16 protein-coding genes are annotated in these 17538 nt (G+C 32.4%); 4 read left to right on the top strand and 12 right to left on the bottom strand.

The features are described 5' to 3' along the window. Positions 1-3 precede the first annotated feature (3 nt). The 3 genes from ccoN to V6624_RS12535 form a co-directional block, all read right to left on the bottom strand. A complete protein-coding gene (ccoN, locus tag V6624_RS12545; protein ID WP_338838710.1) occupies positions 4-2190 on the bottom strand; it encodes a cytochrome-c oxidase, cbb3-type subunit I in 2187 nt (728 codons plus the stop codon). A gap of 2 nt (positions 2191-2192) precedes the next feature. Continuing rightward, positions 2193-2384, bottom strand: a complete 192-nt coding sequence (ccoS, locus tag V6624_RS12540; RefSeq protein ID WP_111286494.1) for a cbb3-type cytochrome oxidase assembly protein CcoS — start codon at positions 2382-2384, stop codon at positions 2193-2195. A 117-nt stretch (positions 2385-2501) separates the two neighbouring features. Further along, positions 2502-4886, bottom strand: coding sequence for a heavy metal translocating P-type ATPase (locus V6624_RS12535; RefSeq protein WP_338838709.1), 2385 nt, complete (start codon positions 4884-4886; stop codon positions 2502-2504). Between the two features lie 202 nt (positions 4887-5088). Between V6624_RS12535 and V6624_RS12530 the strand changes: the two genes are divergently transcribed. After that, entirely contained in the window at positions 5089-5772 is a 684-nt protein-coding gene (locus tag V6624_RS12530) for a Crp/Fnr family transcriptional regulator (RefSeq protein WP_111286498.1), read from the top strand. On the opposite strand, the gene mazG is transcribed toward V6624_RS12530, so the two are convergent. The 3 genes from mazG to def form a co-directional block, all read right to left on the bottom strand. Further along, positions 5769-6539 carry a nucleoside triphosphate pyrophosphohydrolase gene (gene mazG / locus V6624_RS12525; RefSeq protein ID WP_111286500.1) on the bottom strand — a complete coding sequence of 257 codons (771 nt, stop codon included), beginning with the start codon at positions 6537-6539 and terminating at the stop codon, positions 5769-5771. The genes V6624_RS12530 and mazG overlap by 4 nt on opposite strands. A gap of 98 nt (positions 6540-6637) precedes the next feature. Next, positions 6638-7126, bottom strand: coding sequence for a DUF5606 domain-containing protein (locus V6624_RS12520; protein ID WP_111286502.1), 489 nt, complete (start codon positions 7124-7126; stop codon positions 6638-6640). Positions 7127-7186: 60 nt separating this feature from the next. After that, positions 7187-7777 carry a peptide deformylase gene (gene def, locus V6624_RS12515; protein WP_111286504.1) on the bottom strand — a complete coding sequence of 197 codons (591 nt, stop codon included), beginning with the start codon at positions 7775-7777 and terminating at the stop codon, positions 7187-7189. Between the two features lie 200 nt (positions 7778-7977). Here def and V6624_RS12510 point away from each other — a divergent pair, with 200 nt between their 5' ends. Beyond that, positions 7978-10200 carry an FUSC family protein gene (locus V6624_RS12510; protein ID WP_338838708.1) on the top strand — a complete coding sequence of 741 codons (2223 nt, stop codon included), beginning with the start codon at positions 7978-7980 and terminating at the stop codon, positions 10198-10200. Between the two features lie 44 nt (positions 10201-10244). On the opposite strand, the gene V6624_RS12505 is transcribed toward V6624_RS12510, so the two are convergent. From V6624_RS12505 to V6624_RS12485, 5 genes are all read right to left on the bottom strand, one after another. Continuing rightward, entirely contained in the window at positions 10245-11738 is a 1494-nt protein-coding gene (locus tag V6624_RS12505) for a malate:quinone oxidoreductase (protein WP_338838707.1), read from the bottom strand. A 126-nt stretch (positions 11739-11864) separates the two neighbouring features. Then, positions 11865-12278 carry a Holliday junction resolvase RuvX gene (ruvX, locus tag V6624_RS12500; RefSeq protein WP_111286510.1) on the bottom strand — a complete coding sequence of 138 codons (414 nt, stop codon included), beginning with the start codon at positions 12276-12278 and terminating at the stop codon, positions 11865-11867. Between the two features lie 45 nt (positions 12279-12323). Then, positions 12324-12605, bottom strand: coding sequence for a type II toxin-antitoxin system RelE/ParE family toxin (locus tag V6624_RS12495; protein ID WP_338838704.1), 282 nt, complete (start codon positions 12603-12605; stop codon positions 12324-12326). Then, on the bottom strand, positions 12595-12828 hold the full coding sequence (locus V6624_RS12490) for a hypothetical protein (protein WP_111286512.1): 234 nt from the start codon (positions 12826-12828) through the stop codon (positions 12595-12597). The genes V6624_RS12495 and V6624_RS12490 overlap by 11 nt, the downstream gene beginning before the upstream one ends. A 137-nt stretch (positions 12829-12965) precedes the next feature. Next, a complete protein-coding gene (locus tag V6624_RS12485; protein WP_111286514.1) occupies positions 12966-13595 on the bottom strand; it encodes a PAS domain-containing protein in 630 nt (209 codons plus the stop codon). 263 nt (positions 13596-13858) lie between these two features. Between V6624_RS12485 and V6624_RS12480 the strand changes: the two genes are divergently transcribed. Together V6624_RS12480 and V6624_RS12475 are read left to right on the top strand one after the other, a co-directional pair. Beyond that, positions 13859-14674 (top strand): 2,3,4,5-tetrahydropyridine-2,6-dicarboxylate N-succinyltransferase, encoded by an 816-nt coding sequence (locus V6624_RS12480; protein WP_111286516.1) that lies wholly within the window; start codon positions 13859-13861, stop codon positions 14672-14674. A gap of 266 nt (positions 14675-14940) precedes the next feature. Then, positions 14941-16716 carry an LTA synthase family protein gene (locus tag V6624_RS12475; protein WP_338838703.1) on the top strand — a complete coding sequence of 592 codons (1776 nt, stop codon included), beginning with the start codon at positions 14941-14943 and terminating at the stop codon, positions 16714-16716. A gap of 5 nt (positions 16717-16721) precedes the next feature. Here V6624_RS12475 and V6624_RS12470 read toward each other — a convergent pair whose 3' ends face one another. Further along, complete coding sequence (locus V6624_RS12470; RefSeq protein WP_111286518.1) at positions 16722-17468, bottom strand: glycosyltransferase family 2 protein; 747 nt, start codon at positions 17466-17468, stop codon at positions 16722-16724. Positions 17469-17538 lie beyond the last annotated feature (70 nt).

Genomic DNA, 17538 nt, shown 5'->3' with positions numbered 1-17538 from the left:
CTGTTATTTTGAAGTTTCTTTTACTTTAATATCAGTACCAAGTCTTTGAATATAAGCGATCAAAGCAACGATTTCTCTTTCGTTCATCGGAATGAATTTCTCGCCTTTTGCAGCAGCTTTTTTGCGGCTGTCTTCGTAACTCTTCACGAAATCAGGATCACTTTCTAAGCTTTTTTCTATTTTAACTGCTTGTTCTCTTAAAGTTCTTTGTGCATTTGCAACATCTTCTGGAGAATATGGCACACCTAATGAAATCATTGCCTGCATTTTCTTTTGTGTCAATGAAATGTCCATTGGTTCATTATCAAATAACCATTTATAACCTGGCATAATTGATCCTGCAGATGTACTTTGCGGATTCCACATGTGGTTAAAATGCCAGTTGTCATTGTACTTACCACCTACTCTTAATAAGTCTGGTCCAGTACGTTTTGATCCCCATAAAAATGGATGGTCGTAAACAAACTCTCCAGCTTTTGATTGAACTCCATAACGTTCTACTTCACTTCTAAACGGACGAACTGATTGAGAGTGACATCCAACGCAACCTTCTCTAATGTATAAATCGCGTCCTTCAAGCTCTAACGGTGTATATGGTTTTACACTTGAAATTGTTGGAATATTTGATTTTACCATAATCGTTGGCACAATCTGAATAATACCTCCAATTAAAATTGCGATTGTAGCTAAAATGGTTAACTGAATTGGTTTTCTTTCTAACCATGAGTGGAATTTCTCTCCACTTAATCTACTACTTTTTATTGTTTGTAAAGCTGGAGCTTGAGCTAATTCATCTTCAATTGTCTGACCTGCTCTTACAGTCATAATAATATTGTAAACCAATGTCAGCATACCTATTAAGTACAACGTACCTCCGATAGCTCTCATCCAATACATTGGCATAATAGCCGTTACCGTTTCAAGGAAATTTCCATAAGTTAAAGTCCCATCTGGATTAAATTGTTTCCACATAGAAGCTTGTTGAAAACCAGCTACATATAAAGGAATTGTATATACAATAATACCTAAAGTACCAATCCAGAAATGGAAGTTTGCCAATTTCTTAGAGAATAATTCTGACTTTGTCATTCTTGGAATTAACCAATAAATAATAGCAAATGACATAAAACCATTCCACGCTAAAGCTCCTACGTGCACGTGCGCTACGATCCAGTCTGTATAGTGCGCGATAGCATTTACATTTTTTAAAGATAACATCGGGCCTTCAAAAGTTGCCATACCGTAACCTGTAATCGCTACTACGAAGAATTTTAAAACTGGTTCTTCACGAACTTTATCCCAAGCTCCTCTTAATGTAAGAAGACCATTGATCATACCTCCCCAAGATGGTGCAATTAACATTACTGAGAATGCAACTCCTAAATTCTGAGCCCAGTTTGGCAATGCAGAATACAATAAGTGGTGTGGTCCAGCCCAAATATATATAAAGATTAAAGACCAAAAGTGAATAATAGATAATCTATATGAATAAACAGGTCTGTTTGCAATTTTTGGAACGAAATAGTACATTAATCCCAAAAACGGGGTTGTCAAGAAGAATGCTACCGCATTGTGCCCGTACCACCATTGTACAAGTGCATCTTGAACACCAGCATAAACAGAGTAACTTTTTAAGCCTGAAACCGGAATTTCAATGTTGTTAAAAATGTGCAGTACCGCTACCGTTACAAATGTTGCTAAATAGAACCAAATTGCAACATATAGGTGACGCTCTCTACGACGCAGCATGGTTCCTATCATATTGATTCCCATTACTACCCAAATTAAAGCGATAGCAATATCAATTGGCCACTCTAATTCTGCATATTCTTTAGAAGAAGTATAACCTAACGGAAGTGTAATTGCTGCAGCGACAATAATTAGCTGCCATCCCCAGAAATGAAGGTTACTTAAAAAATCACTAAACATTCTGGCTTTTAGCAATCTTTGTAGTGAGTAGTACATACCGGCAAAGAAAGCATTACCCACAAAGGCAAAAATAACTGCATTGGTGTGTAACGGTCTTAAACGGCCGTAACTAAGCCACGAAATCCCATCTGTCATGTTGGGAAAAAGGTACATTACCGCAAGGGTAAGTCCCACTAACATACCCACAACACCAAAGAGTATTGTGGCGTAAATGAATTTTTTTACAATTTTGTTGTCGTAATAAAACTGTTCCATTTCCATAATTATACTTGTTTTTCTTCGATTGGTGAATTATTATTTTGGGAATTAATTTTGGTTTCGTCATCAAAAAGAATCCTGACTGAAGGCGTATAATCATCATCGTACTGTCCAGATTTGACAGCGATAATAAAGGCAATAAAGAAACAGATTGCCACAAAAATACTTACTGAAATTAATAGATAAATAACACTCATACCTTAGATTTATATTAACAAAATTACTTCGTTAAAGGCGCATAAAATATGATAATTATCATAAACAAAAAGATTGTTAAATTTATAAAAAAAATCTTATGTTACAATTTATAATCATTATAAATTTCTGTTACTGAAATAGTTAGACATAAAAGTCACAAAGCTTACAATCGTAATTGTGCTTAACGGCATGATGATAGCTGCAACCAATGGAAGCAGATTTCCTGTAACCGCAAATGCAAGTCCAACAACGTTGTACAGCAATGATAAAGTAAAACTCATTTTGATAATTGAAATCGCTTTATGAGATAGCTTTAAAAAGTAGTTTAAACGTGAAAATTCTGATGCATCTAAAATCGCATCACATGCAGGTGAAAAGACATTCACATTCTCTGAAATAGAAATCCCGACATTGCTTTGTGCCAGCGCTCCAGCATCATTTAGTCCGTCACCAACCATCATTACATTTTGCCCTTTTTCTTGAAGTTTCTTTATGTATTCGAGTTTTTGCTCTGGTTTCTGATTAAAAATCAGCTCAGTTCCTTTTGGAAGAATCGCTTCTAAATTAGCTCTCTCACCATCATTATCTCCAGAAAGCACTTTTATTTTATAAGCTTTACTCAGATCTTCAAAAAGTTTTTCTAAACCTTCTCGATATTGATTTTGAAAAGTAAATTTTCCAAAATAAACCTCTCCTATTTTGATATGCAATGCTGTTTTTTCAATTTCTGAACCATCTGCAACTATATCATTTACAAATTGACCTGAACCAATTTTAATTTCTTTTTCCTCAATAGTTGCCAAAATTCCTTTTCCCGTAATCTCTTGAAACTCTTCTACGGCGATACGTTTAGCTTCTGGCAGAAAATCATAAAGCATTCGGCTTAATGGATGGTTTGAACCTCGTAATACATTTTTAATCAATACAATGTCTGAATCTGAAATAGGATTTCCTTCATATAGTATATTCGATTTTTTGTTAGTTGTAATTGTCCCTGTTTTATCAAAAACAATCGTATCAACTTTAGCTAGCTGTTCAATTACAATCGCATTTTTCAAATAAAATTTCTTTTTTCCTAAAATTCGTAATATATTTCCAAAAGTGAACGGAGCGGTAAGAGCCAAAGCACAAGGGCAGGCCACAATTAAAACCGCTGTAAAAACATTAAAAGCAGTATTGGCATCAATAAAAATCCAATATCCAAAACCAGCAAATGCAATTAGCAATAAAATAGGGGTAAAATATCGACTTATTGCATCTGTTATGGTTTTGTGTTTCTGGTCTACTTTTTTCTGAAAAATTTCGTTACTCCATAACTGAGTCAAATAACTTTGAGAAACAGAATGCAATACCTCCATTTCTATCACTTTTCCAATCTGTTTTCCTCCTGCAAATACTTTATCACCAGACTTTTTAGTAATTGGTACTGCTTCTCCTGTCACAAAACTATAATCTATTTCCGCGCTTTCGCTAATTAAAATCCCATCAACTGGTATAAGCTCTTGATTTCGAATCAATAATCGATCTCCTTTTAAAACATCATAAATAGCGACATTATCTTCGGTAGCATCTTTATTAATTTTAGTAACAGCAATCGGGAAATAGGATTTAAAATCTCTTTCGAAGCTTAAAAAACTATACGTTTTAATTTGGAACATTTTACCAAGAAGCATAAAAAATACTAAACTGGCTAAACTGTCAAAAAATCCCGGACCGTGATCCATTAGCATATCATATGTACTGCGAATAAACATCACGATAATACCTAAAGCAATCGGAATATCAATGTTAAGCATTCTGGTTCTAATGCTATGATAAGCAGAAACATAATATCCGCTTGCTGAGTACAAGAAACTTGGCAACGCTAAAATGAAAATCAGTAATCTGAAAAACGGCTTATAACTATCCAACCAGAATTCCTTCATTTCGAAATATTCTGGAAATGAAAGCAACATAATATTTCCAAAACAAAAGAATGCAACACCCAATTTATAGGTTAGACTTCTGTCTACTTTAGCTTTTGCTGTTCCGTAATTTTCTAGACTTATATAAGGTTCGTAACCAATAGAACTTAACAGATAAACAATTTCTTTTAAAGAAACAACATCTGAATTAAACGTAATTCGAACTCTTTTTTCATGAAAATTAACTTGTGAAGTGCTAATTCCTGCTTGAAGACGATTTAGATTCTCCAAAATCCAAATACAAGAACTGCAGTGAATGTGCGGAATATTTAAAGAAACGATTGCTGTGTTTCCTTCCTGAAATTCTAAAACTTTAGAAAGTATAGCTTCGTTTTCTAAAAAATCATATTTGCCTTTGATGTCTTGTGGTGTGGCACCAGGCGATTTCTCGAAGTCGTAATAAGAGGTTAAATCGTTAATGCTGAAAATTTCGTAAACCGTTTTACAGCCTGTACAACAAAACTTCTTATCATCAAACTCAATTTCTTCATTTTGTTCAATAGATAAACCACAATGAAAACAACTTTGCTCCCTCATAAACTTGTTTTTATTTGTCGCAAATTTCCAATTAAAGCACAATTATTAAGATGATAATTGTCATGTTATATTGAAATTGAATTCTAATTTAATAAAATAAAAGAGTCCAAATTAAGATGTACCTTATTTTATTATAATTTTACCGCGTAATGCTGCTTCAAAACCTTAAATATCCTTATTTTTGCAGCAAATAACTATTGTCATGAACAAATGTGATCAATGTATTGTACGCCAGCTAAGCTCATTAAAAGCCCTTAACAAAGAAGAAGTTATAAAATTAGCCAGCAGTAAAACTACTTACAAAATTAAAAAAGGTGAAGCCATTTTTGAAGAGGGCGAAGTGACCAATGGAGTTTTTTGTGTGAAAGATGGCGTTGGTAAACTTTCAAAATTGAGTGCAAACGGGAAAGACCAAATTGTAAAATTGGTAAAATCTGGTGAACTTCTTGGACAGCGTTCTATGATTAGTAACGAACCAGCAAACTTGACTGCAAAAGCGATTGCCGACATGGAGGTTTGTTTTATACCTAAAACCGAAATCATCAATTTCTTTAATACTAACAATCAATTTTCTTTAAATATGATGCAGTCTGTCTGCGAAGATTTAAAGGAATCTGAAAATGAGAAAATTGCTTTAGTTCAAAAAACAGTTAAACAGAGACTTGCCGAAACTTTACTTCATCTGCATGATGCTTTTGGCGAAGACACTGATAAAACACTTAAAGTTCAATTAACTAGAGAAGAACTGGCAGGAATTATTGGTACGGCAACTGAAAGCTGTATTCGTCTCCTTTCTGATTTTAATAAATTAGGATTGATTGAATTAGTAGGTAAAAAAATCCTGCTTAAAGATGTTCGTGCTTTAAAGAAATTAGCTGATAATTAAAGCTTTTTGGCTTCATTCCAGAAAACATCCATTTCTGTAAGCGTCATATCCATTAACGGTTTTCCTAATTCGTTTGCTTTGCTTTCTAAGTATTGAAAACGTTTAATGAATTTTTTATTGGTTCGTTCTAAAGCATCTTCTGGGTTTACATTTAAGAATCTTGCGTAGTTAATCATTGAAAATAAGACATCTCCAAATTCGTCTTCGATTTTATCTTGATTTCCAGATTTTACTTCTTCTTGAAGTTCTTGTAATTCTTCCTGTACTTTATCCCAAACTTGGTGTGGTTGTTCCCAGTCAAAACCTACACCTTTTACTTTATCTTGAATTCTACTTGCTTTAACCAAAGCTGGAAGACTTCTTGGAACTCCTTCCAAAACAGATTTTTTGCCTTCTTTTAGTTTTAGTTTTTCCCAGTTTTGTTTTACTTCTTCTTCATTTTCCACTTTAACATCACCATATATATGAGGATGACGGTGAATTAGTTTATCGCAGATCTCATTGCAAACATCAGCAATATCAAAATCATTCGTTTCACTACCTATTTTAGCATAAAACACAATATGAAGCAGTAAATCTCCTAATTCTTTTTTAACTTCATTTAAATCATTATCCAAAATAGCATCGCCCAATTCATACGTTTCTTCGATTGTTAAATGTCTCAATGTCTGAAGGGTTTGTTTTTTATCCCACGGACATTGTTCACGAAGTTCATCCATGATATTTAATAATCTCTCAAATGCTTTTAACTGGTTTTCTCTATTCATCTTGAAGTTCTTTAGATTTAAACTCGATATTGTAAAATTAAAAAATCCTGTCAAGAAAACATCTTAACAGGATATTATATATTCAAAAAGAATTGTTTTTATTCTTCTTCTTTTTTAGCTTTTGCTTTTTTTGCTGCTGGAGCTTTTTTTGGTTTTTCTGCAGCAACTGGAGCTTCTTCTTTTGGCTCTTCAACTGCTGGAGCTAAATCTGTAACTAAACCTTTTGCCTGAAGTGTATTGTACCAGTTTAATACTTTTTTGATATCTGATGGATAAACTCTTTCTTCGTCATAATCTGGAAGAATTTGTTTGAAATAAGCAGACAAAGTAGCGTTATCTTCTTTATGAGAAATAGCTTGTCCTTTATTTTCTTTAACGGCAATCTGCTGCATTACTTCAGTTAACGGTTTTTCACCTTCATAAGTATAAATCGAAATTTCAGACAATAAACTTACATTGCTTTTTAGATTTACAGTAATCTTCTTCCCATCAATTAATGATTCCGCCACAAAACCAGTACGAGTTTGTACTTTTAATTCGTATAAACCTGGTTTTCCTGAAATGGCTAAAATTTTCGTTAAATTCATTTTTATTAAAATTAGTATTAAGAATTTTATTTATTTTTTGTTTCTAAGTATTTAGAAAACTTATCTTCCTTTTTTTGCTCCAAAGAACTTCATTCTATATTCCTGAAACGTTTTCCCTTCAGAAATATTTTTCAATTTCTTTTGTATTAAACGTTTTTTAAGAGATGAAATTTTATCTGTAAATAAAATTCCTTCAATGTGGTCATATTCATGCTGAATAACTCTCGCGATTAATCCGTCGAATACTTCCGTTTTCATTACGAAATCTTCTTCACAATATTCGATTGTAACAGTTGGTTTTCTGTACACGTCTTCACGTACATCTGGAATACTCAAACAACCTTCGTTAAATCCCCACTCTTCTCCTTCTTCCTTAACGATTTTAGCATTTATAAAAGTCTTTTTGAAACCTTTCAAATCTTTTTGTTCTTCTGAAGGAAGATCCTCATCATCACTAAAAGGCGTTGTATCTATAACAAACAAACGAATAGGCAGTCCAACCTGCGGTGCTGCAAGTCCAACTCCATACGCATTGTACATCGTCTCGTACATATTTGCGATCGTTTCTTTTAGATTTGGATATTCAGGTGTAACATCTTGCCCTACTTTTCTCAAAACAGGATCACCGTATCCTACAATTGGTAAAATCATTTGTTTTTGTTTATATTTTTAAGCTGTAAAAACAGAACCAAAGTTCTGATATTTCAGCTGGCAAAAATAGTAAAAAATAGTCAATGAATAATTCTATTGGTCTATTATATCATATTTTTTCCCCAGCCGTTAAAAATCTCAGCTATAATTATGCCAAAATCACTCGTACAATTCTTACCTTTGCTAGTAAACCTCTCTTTATGATTGATAAAATTTCAAAATTTACAAACAGCACTTCCTTTCTCAATGCTTCTAAAGTAACTATTGCATCTGTTGTTCCTGTTTTAGTTTTAAATTTTTTGGGTCATTTTGAAATTGGTTTTACTATTGCATTGGGAGCTTTTTATACTTATCCCAGTGACATTCCAAGTTCTTTAAGCCATAAGATCAAAGGATTAATCGCGGCTTCTTTCATTGTTTCAGGAGTAAATCTTTTGGTCAATCTTGTTTATCCGTATCCTTTTCTATTTTATATCTTTTTAGGGTTTCTATTGTTTTTATGCTCTATGATTTCGGTTTACGGGCAGCGAGCAACTTTAATTTCGTTTTCTGCTTTATTATCGATTTCACTTTCATTTGGACATTTGCACGAAGGCTGGGCAGCTTTTGAATATTCTGGTTTTATCTTTATTGGTGGAATTCTGTATTTAATAGTATCGCTTGTATTTCATTTTGTACAGCCTTATAAATATGTAGAATTGCAAATTGCCGAAGGAATAAAACTTACCGCCAAATATCTTAAATTAAGAGGTGATTTATGGAGTCCTGAAGCCAACAGAGAAGCTATTATTGAAAAACAATTGGCAATTCAGGTAGAATTAAATCTAATTCATGAAGATCTAAGAAAAATGCTGATTGGAAACCAGAATGCTTCTGGAACTACAAGCCAGAATAGAAAAATGCTTTTGGTTTTTATTACATTAGTTGAAATTCAAGAACTTGCTCTGTATACTTCATTTGATCACGAGAAACTTCACGAGAAATTTGCTAAACATCCTGATGTTTTAAGAACGTATCAAAATGTTGCTTACAAATTAGCCTCTACTTTAAAAAAACTTTCAAAAAATGTAAGCCACATTAGTGTTTATGTTGACAAGCATGATTTGAAAAACGAATTAGACGCTCTTGAGTTTGCCATTTTTGATTACGAAAAAACATTAGGAAAAGAAGAAGCTGCAGAAGGTGTTCTAATGCTGACGAATATGCTGAAATATGCCAAAAATCAAGTTGGAAAAATTAAAACTATCCAGCGCGCACTTTCTTTGGCAATGCAGTCTTATAAATTAAAAGACAAAGATAAAGAGCTTGAAAAATTCCTAACGCCACAATATTATCCAATTCGGACTTTGATTGAGAATTTAAGTTATTCTTCTTCTATTTTCAGACATTCAATAAGATTAACTATTACAATTCTAATTGGATTTTTCCTCGGACAAGTTCTGCCTTTTCAAAATGTATATTGGATTCTGCTGACGATTGTTGTTATTATGCGTCCTGGTTACGGATTAACAAAAGAACGATCGTACAATAGAATGTTCGGAACTGTTTTAGGAGGATTTTTAGCTTTCGGAATTGTATCGATTATTCAGAATCACGTAGCATTAAGCATTTTCTCTATTGTATGTATGCTTTTGGGAATTTCCTTTACCCAAATTAACTATAAAGTCAGCGCAACATTTGTTACAATGTATGTGGTTTTTATTTACGGAATTCTTACACCAAATATCAATGAAGTAATTCAATACAGAATTTTAGATTCACTTGCAGGAGCGATTTTAGCTTTTATAGCCAATCAATTTTTGTGGCCTGCTTGGGAATTTATCAATACCCCAATTCATATTGAAAATTCGATTCGGGCCAACCGAAATTATTTAAAAGAAATTGCAGACTTTTATAATAAAAAAGGAGAAGTTCCAACTTCTTATCGATTGGCAAGAAAAAATGCTTTTGTTGAAATAGGAAATTTAATGACCTCTTTTCAGCGCATGATGCAGGAGCCAAAATCAAAACAGAAAACAATGCCTTTGGTTAATAAATTGGTGGTTTTAAATCATTCTTTATTATCTGCTTTAGCGTCACTTTCGACTTATATTCAATCACACCAAACAACTTCTGCTTCTGACTCTTTTAATTATATCATCAAGACTATTTTGGCCAATTTAGATCATTCAATTTCTGTTTTAAGAAATGAAGTCATAATACAAGATACTTTTTTTGAAAAAGAAGATGTGACTTTACAATTTGAAGAATTAAAACGTAGGCATTTTACACGTTTGGCCGAAGATGATGATTTAGACAAAGAAACGCGTCAAGCCAAAATGCAGGAAGCACAAATGGTAATTGAACAATTGATCTGGATGAGTAATCTGGCTGAAAAAATCCTAAAAAACACAACCGACCTAAAAGCAACAAATCCAGATTAATTCATCTGGATTTGTTTTTTATTCTAATATTTAAAGACCAAAACTTAATTTAGTTTTAAAACATCTGCTGTATGTTTTCTAAGCTCTGCTAAAAGCTCGGGTTTGTCATTTAAAGTTTGTCCGTAAGAAGGAATCATTGTTTTTAATTTAGCTTGCCACTCTGGTGTTTTAATTTGATTTGTAAAACATCTGCTAACTAGATCAACCATAATTGCTACAGCTGTAGAAGCACCTGGGGAAGCACCTAGTAAAACTGCTAGAGTTCCGTCATGCGTATTAATTACTTCTGTACCAAATTCCAGAATCCCACCTTCTTTTTCATCTTTTTTAATCACTTGAACACGTTGTCCTGCTTTTTCTAATTTCCAATCTTTTGAACGTGCTGTTGGAAGATATTCGCGTAAAGCTTTCATTCTGTCTTTTGGAGACTGACGAACCTGCTCAATTAAATATTTCGTTAATGGAATATTGTGATATCCTGCAGCCAGCATCGGAATTAAATTGTTACGTTTAATAGACAAAGGCAAATCTAAATAAGAACCATTTTTTAAGAAACGAGTCGAGAATCCTGCGAAAGGTCCAAAAAGAAGTGCTTTTTCACCATCAATTACACGAGTATCGATGTGAGGAACTGACATTGGAGGTGCTCCAACACTCGCTTTCCCGTACACTTTTGCTGCGTGTTTTGCAATTACCTCAGGATTTGTACATTTTAGCCATTGTCCGCTTACTGGGAAACCGCCATATCCATGTCCTTCTGGTACATTTGCTTTTTCTAATAAAGGCAATGAACCTCCACCTGCTCCAATAAATACAAATTTAGTATATGCTTTGCGAGTATTTCCAGTAGACAAATCTTTAATTTTAATTCTCCAAGATTTATCCTCGCGCTGTCTTAGTTTTTTAACTTCATGATTGAAGAACAAAGAAACACCATCAAGTTTTTCTAAGTAATTGAACATACTTCTTGTTAAAGCACCAAAATTCACATCGGTACCAATTTCCATATGCGTTGCTGCTAATTTTTCATCAGCATTTCTTCCTTCCATTACCAATGGCATCCATTTTTGAAGCTGCTCAAAATCGGTACTGAAAGTCATTTCAGAGAAAATCGGGTTGCTTTGAAGCGCTTCGAATCTCTTTTTTAAATAATCTACATTTTTATCTCCCCACACAAAACTCATATGAGGCACGCTTTTGATAAAATTATCCGGAGAAGGCACTTTGTTTTGCTGTACTAAATAAGACCAAAATTGGCGAGAAATCTCAAATGATTCTGCAATGCTAATTGCTTTTTTAGGATCGATACTGCCGTCTGCCTTTTCTGGAGTATAATTTAGTTCACAAAAAGCAGAATGTCCGGTTCCTGCATTATTCCAAGCATCAGAACTTTCAGCTGCGGCAACATCTAATCTTTCGTAAATTTCAATTTTTATATCTGGTTGTAATTCTTTCAAAATTACTCCGAGAGTGGCACTCATTATTCCAGCGCCAATGAGTACTACATCACTATTTGAACGTATGGTTTCGTCAGGCATAACAGTATTTTTATTTAAAGTGCAAAGGTACTTTTTTAATTGCAAAAAAAAACTAATTTTTACAGGATAAAAGTTAGGATTTTCTAAAAACCATTAAATTATAAATAAAAAATTCGGCGAACAGCGTTATTTTTTTGCGGAAAGATAATCTTGAAGCAGAATTGTAGCAGAAATTTCGTCTATTAACCCTTTATTCTGACGTTGCTTTTTGCTTAAACCGCTGTCGATCATAGTTTGAAATGCCATTTTCGAAGTAAAACGCTCATCAACTCTAATCACTTTCATGTCTGGAAAAATATTTGAGAAATGAGTTGCAAAGCCATTAATTACAGAAGCACTTTCTGAAGGCTGTCCGTTCATCTGTTTTGGTTCACCAATTAAAACCGCCTCGACTTTTTCTTTAGCAAAATAATCTTTCAAAAAGTCAATCAAAGTATGAGTAGGAATCGTTGTTAGACCTGAAGCAATAATCTGCATTTCGTCTGTAACAGCAATTCCTGTACGTTTTTGTCCGTAATCTATTGAGAGGATTCTTGGCATATTTTGAAATTTTTATAAAAGATTTAGAAAGTAAAATTATAATCTTTAAAGAGAGTCTTTATATTTTATAAAACCGAAAATGAAAACAATGTCTTTATCGGTATCAACTTCATAAACAGAAACGTAACCTTTAAAAACATAATCCCTAATATTTTCATCATCAAAATATCTTGATTTTTTAAAGAGAAAAGGATGTTTTAAATCTTTTTTAATATTTCTAAGCAAATCTTTCCTAAACTTTAGTGCTGCTCCAGGTTTATCTTTATAAATATAATGAACTTGTTCTTTTAATAATTTTAAAAATTCATTCGAAATTTTAATTGTCATATTCCGAAAATGTATTGTCTAAAATTGAATCAGCTTCATCTATTGAATACAACTTTTCATTACCACTTTTTAATTTAGCATAAGCTGCATGCACTTTTTTTTTATCATTTTCAAAATCAGAATCTTCTTCAATAATTGTCAATTCACTAGGAGAAAACTCACTTAATAACTTAAGTACTTTCTCTCTAATTTCTGGCTGAAATTCTAATCTAATCGCTTCCATAATACTTTCGTTTTCCTTACAAATATAAACCTTTTTAAATTCATGTTTTTTAAATTAAACTTAAAAACAAAAAAATCCGCCCTGAAAATTCAAGACGGACTTTTATCCAAATATTCAAACCTAAAAAATAACTCAATTTATCTTCCGAACAATCGTCCGAAAAAACCTTTATGTTCTTCTTCACCTGCATCTTCTTCCTCATTATAATTCGCGAACTTAGATTGTGATTTTTCATGTTCGTAAATCAGTTCCTTAATATATTCAACGTAAGTTCTCTTTTTTTCTTCTAAGAATCCTATTAGGTACTTTTCACTAAATTCAACTCCACTTGCTGCTTCGATCTGTAATAATTTTTTATACAAAGGTTCAATATGCATCGCAATTACTTCTTGCGGTACTGCTTGTCTTCTTCCAAAATAATTTACAATAACGTCGTTTTCGTCGCGGGCAATTTCAAAATCGGTAATTACCCAATAGTATCTTCCAGACTTTGCAAGGTTTTTTACAATAGCGTGAAAGTTTTTCCCGTTTTTAAGATTTTCCCAAAGCACTTTAAAAATAACTTTTGGCATATCTGGATGGCGTATGATATTATGAGGCTGCCCCATTAATTCATAGTCTTCGTAACCACAAACATCTACAAACACTTCGTTTGCATATTCGATAATACCGAAAGCGTTTGTTTTACTCATAATAACCTGAGTTTTATCCCAGCTTACTTCTTTATCAATGATTACTCTGTTTTGAAGGTGATTTTCTTGATTCATATTTTACTGCTTATATGATTATTTTATGGAATGGAATGTTGATCAACACTGCGAAATTAAAGCGAAGAAAAAACACAAAGCCTGACTTTTGTCATATTTTGACATAAAAAAAACTTTTAGGAGTAATTAAATACATTTAAAACCGAATGGCTTTTTTAAAGTTTTACAAATAAGAAACAAAAAGTTAAACCTGTAACATTTTCGATCCGTTTTGCTTTTTTGCATTTCTACAAATACGCTATCTTTGCCAAAAATTTAAACGTATGAATTCTTTACAGACTATAATTGAACAAGCTTGGGAAAACAGAGCTTTATTACAAGAAAAAACTACAACTGATGCCATTAGAGAAGTTATCGAATTGGTAGACGCAGGAAAATTACGTGTTGCAGAACCAGTTGGTGACAAATGGCAAGTAAACGAATGGGTTAAGAAAGCGGTTGTAATGTACTTCCCAATTCAAAAAATGGAAACATGGGAATCTGGTATTTTTGAATACCACGATAAAATGTTGCTAAAAAGAAATTATGCTGAAAAAGGAATCCGTGTAGTACCAAATGCTGTTGCTCGTTATGGAGCTTACATCTCAAGCGGTGTTATCTTGATGCCAAGTTACGTAAACATTGGTGCTTATGTTGACGAAGGAACAATGGTTGACACTTGGGCAACTGTAGGAAGCTGTGCTCAAATTGGTAAAAATGTTCACTTAAGTGGTGGTGTTGGTATTGGTGGAGTTCTTGAGCCATTACAAGCTGCTCCAGTTATTATCGAAGACGGTGCTTTTATTGGTTCTCGTTGTATTGTTGTTGAAGGTGTTCACGTTGGCAAAGAAGCGGTTCTTGGAGCTAATGTATGTTTAACAGCATCGACTAAAATTATTGATGTTACAGGCGATGAGCCAGTTGAAATGAAAGGTTTCGTTCCTGCTCGTTCTGTTGTTATTCCTGGAAGCTATACTAAGAAATTTGCTGCTGGAGAATACCAAGTTCCTTGTGCATTAATTATTGGAACTCGTAAACCATCTACAGATTTAAAAACTTCTTTAAACAATGCACTTCGTGAATACGATGTTGCTGTATAGATTTAAAAAATTATAATATTATGAGGGCGGTAAAAACCGCCCTTTTTTTATACCTTTTCTAAATAATTAAATAAAAATCTTACAAATAATAAAAAGTAAGAAAATTGTTCTAAATTTGCATTTTTAAAAAATCTTCTAAAGACAAGAAGATGATTTATTTACATGCCTTTTTAATGAAAAACTATACATTTAGCTTAAAGTTATTCCTTTATCGATATTTCATAATTTTTTTAATTTATCAAATTTGCAATATCTTTTTTTATGTTTTGAATACTAAATATTTTGACCACATAACAGCTCAAAATATTTTAGGAAGTGTTTTGTTTGACCTTTCAGCGATTTCATATATAACTTTTATTTTCTTAATAGCACATGCAATTCCAGGAAACTTTAAGTATCGCGAAACCTATCAAACCGTATTAAAAATTTCTTTCTATTTAATCAATCTTCTGTTCATAGCAGCGAATCTAATTGATATTATATATTTCCGATTTACGGGGAGAAGAAGCACTTTTAGCATGATTACTGCGAAAGGAATGGAAAAAGAAGCTTTAGGCCTGCTTCTTTCTTTTATAAAAGAATTTTGGTATATCCCATTATTATTTACAATTCTTAGCATTCTTTTTTGGAAATCAATCCCAAATTTTAAGAACAAAAACGAGATAAAAAGTTTCACAAAAGAAAAGTTCCTAAAACAATCTTTTTATTTTTTAACCTCAGTTTTTCTATTGCTAATAGTCGGTCGTGGAGGATTTCAAAAAAAAACTCTTCGAATTGTAGATGCAGCCAAATATAGTTCTCTCAATAATGCTCCGCTTATCTTAAATACACCTTTCTGTATATTAAAAACAATATCTCAAAAAGAAGATATTGACAAAGTAAATTATTTTGACAAAAAACATCTTGACTCGATCTACAAACCAATCTTATCTTTTAAAGGCACAGAAACGGTAAACAAAAAAAATGTTGTAATCATTATTCTGGAAAGTTTTGGCCATGAAAATATCAGCAAAAAACAAACTCCTTTTTTAGATTCGCTGATAACAAAATCTTATTATTTTAAAAATGGTTTTGCCAACGGAAAAGTATCTATAGACGCTGTTCCTTCAATTATTTCGAGCATACCTAGTTTAATGAATAATTCTTTTATCATTTCTAGCTATTCTTTGGACAAAACGAATAGTTTGCCCAAGATTCTAAAAAAAGAAGGCTATGAAACTTCTTTTTTCCACGGTGCTTTTAACGGAAGCCAAAATTTTGATCAATATGCAAAAGCTGCAGGATTTGAAAAATACTTTGGCAAAGACGAATATATCGGTACCGAAGCTTTTGATGGAAAATGGGGAATTTTTGATGAAGAATTTTTACAGTTTTTTGCTGGTAAATTATCTAGTTTTAAAGAACCTTTCTTTAGCACTATTTTTACCATTTCTTCTCATAATCCATACAAAATACCAGAGCGATACAAAGATAAATTTCCTAAAGGAACAACAGTCGTTCAGGAAAGTATAGCGTATACTGATTACTCTCTAAAACTTTTTTTTGAAAACGCTAAAAAACAAAAATGGTATAACAATACATTATTTGTAATTTCTGCCGATCATACTTCCTCTAGTGGAGAATCAGAAATAGATAAAACAATCATTGGTAAATTTCACATTCCAATTTTATTTTTTGACCCAAGCAATCCAAATTTTTCTGGTGTAGACGAAAAGAACTTTCAACAGATCGATATTATGCCAAGTATAATAGACTATCTCGGCATAAAAACAGATCTAATTTGTTTTGGAAAAAGTTTTAAAAGCAACCTAAATTTTGCCGTCTTCTATTTACAGGGAATTTATCATTGCGTTCAAGACGATTATTATCTGGCCTTTGCAAACAATCAGGTCATAGGACTATATAATTGGAAAAAGGATCCTTTACTAAAAACTAATTTACAAAATCAAAATACATTCAAGACAATAGAAATTTCAAATTTTTTGAAAGCCTATATTCAAAACTTTAACGAAAGAGTTATTGATAATAAACTTAGCTTTTAAAATGCTTATTTCTTTTTTTGCAGTTTTATAAGCTTCGCATATTTCATATAAGAGAAAAAAGCTTGAATCATTGCAATTGACAATCCGTCAAGTCCATTAAAAATTCCTTTTTTAAAGAAATAGCAACGAACAAAAGCTACAGTTCCGTTAAGAACAGGTTTAAAAGCATTTATTCTTTTTCCTTGATCATATAATTGTTGGGCATGCCATCCAGAATATTGATTCTTTTTAGCAATAATCTGATCAAAAGAATCCCATCCGTAATGCAAAATATGAACTGCAACTTTTTTCTCATTTTGAGCTACAATTTTTTGGTGCACTTTAGATTCTGAAGGATGAGCCGTTTGTTTATTAAAAAAACGAACTTTATGATCTGGATACCAACCTGAGAAGTCAATTAATTTATCAGCTAAAAAGTTTTTCACTCTAAAACTTAAAGCATCATGATTTCCTTCTAGATATTTTTTCTTTAGAATAAAATCTTCAGCATCTTTGTCTAGAAATTCATCTGCATCAAGGTTTAAAATCCAGTCATTTTTACAAAAGGGCAATCCGTGCGTACGCTGCGGACCATCTCCTAAAAATGCCTGTTGAATAACTTGTGCTCCTTTTTCTTTAGCTATTTCTACCGTACGATCTTTACTGAAAGAATCTACAATAATAACTTCGTCACAAACTTTAAACAAGGCATCTATACATTTTCCAATGTTTTTTTCTTCATTGAAAGTAATAACCAAACCGCTAATTCCCATTATAAATTTTAATTTGTTGAGCACAAAAATATAACTTTTTAATTTAGTTTAATCTTATTAATACCATCGC

Origin of the sequence: Flavobacterium ginsenosidimutans, assembly GCF_037478105.1 — a bacterium.
GTDB lineage: Bacteria > Bacteroidota > Bacteroidia > Flavobacteriales > Flavobacteriaceae > Flavobacterium > Flavobacterium ginsenosidimutans.
The sequence above is the reverse complement of the archived record's forward strand: the minus strand, read 5'-3'. Positions and strand labels throughout refer to the sequence as shown.

What these genes read in the sequence shown, in the direction of transcription:
- ccoN (WP_338838710.1), bottom strand. Translation starts at nt 2,190, where the DNA reads ATGGAAATGGAACAGTTTTATTACGACAACAAAATTGTAAAAAAATTC.
- ccoS (WP_111286494.1), bottom strand. Translation starts at nt 2,384, where the DNA reads ATGAGTGTTATTTATCTATTAATTTCAGTAAGTATTTTTGTGGCAATC.
- V6624_RS12535 (WP_338838709.1), bottom strand. Translation starts at nt 4,886, where the DNA reads ATGAGGGAGCAAAGTTGTTTTCATTGTGGTTTATCTATTGAACAAAAT.
- V6624_RS12530 (WP_111286498.1), top strand. Translation starts at nt 5,089, where the DNA reads ATGAACAAATGTGATCAATGTATTGTACGCCAGCTAAGCTCATTAAAA.
- mazG (WP_111286500.1), bottom strand. Translation starts at nt 6,539, where the DNA reads ATGAATAGAGAAAACCAGTTAAAAGCATTTGAGAGATTATTAAATATC.
- V6624_RS12520 (WP_111286502.1), bottom strand. Translation starts at nt 7,126, where the DNA reads ATGAATTTAACGAAAATTTTAGCCATTTCAGGAAAACCAGGTTTATAC.
- def (WP_111286504.1), bottom strand. Translation starts at nt 7,777, where the DNA reads ATGATTTTACCAATTGTAGGATACGGTGATCCTGTTTTGAGAAAAGTA.
- V6624_RS12510 (WP_338838708.1), top strand. Translation starts at nt 7,978, where the DNA reads ATGATTGATAAAATTTCAAAATTTACAAACAGCACTTCCTTTCTCAAT.
- V6624_RS12505 (WP_338838707.1), bottom strand. Translation starts at nt 11,738, where the DNA reads ATGCCTGACGAAACCATACGTTCAAATAGTGATGTAGTACTCATTGGC.
- ruvX (WP_111286510.1), bottom strand. Translation starts at nt 12,278, where the DNA reads ATGCCAAGAATCCTCTCAATAGATTACGGACAAAAACGTACAGGAATT.
- V6624_RS12495 (WP_338838704.1), bottom strand. Translation starts at nt 12,605, where the DNA reads ATGACAATTAAAATTTCGAATGAATTTTTAAAATTATTAAAAGAACAA.
- V6624_RS12490 (WP_111286512.1), bottom strand. Translation starts at nt 12,828, where the DNA reads ATGGAAGCGATTAGATTAGAATTTCAGCCAGAAATTAGAGAGAAAGTA.
- V6624_RS12485 (WP_111286514.1), bottom strand. Translation starts at nt 13,595, where the DNA reads ATGAATCAAGAAAATCACCTTCAAAACAGAGTAATCATTGATAAAGAA.
- V6624_RS12480 (WP_111286516.1), top strand. Translation starts at nt 13,859, where the DNA reads ATGAATTCTTTACAGACTATAATTGAACAAGCTTGGGAAAACAGAGCT.
- V6624_RS12470 (WP_111286518.1), bottom strand. Translation starts at nt 17,468, where the DNA reads ATGGGAATTAGCGGTTTGGTTATTACTTTCAATGAAGAAAAAAACATT.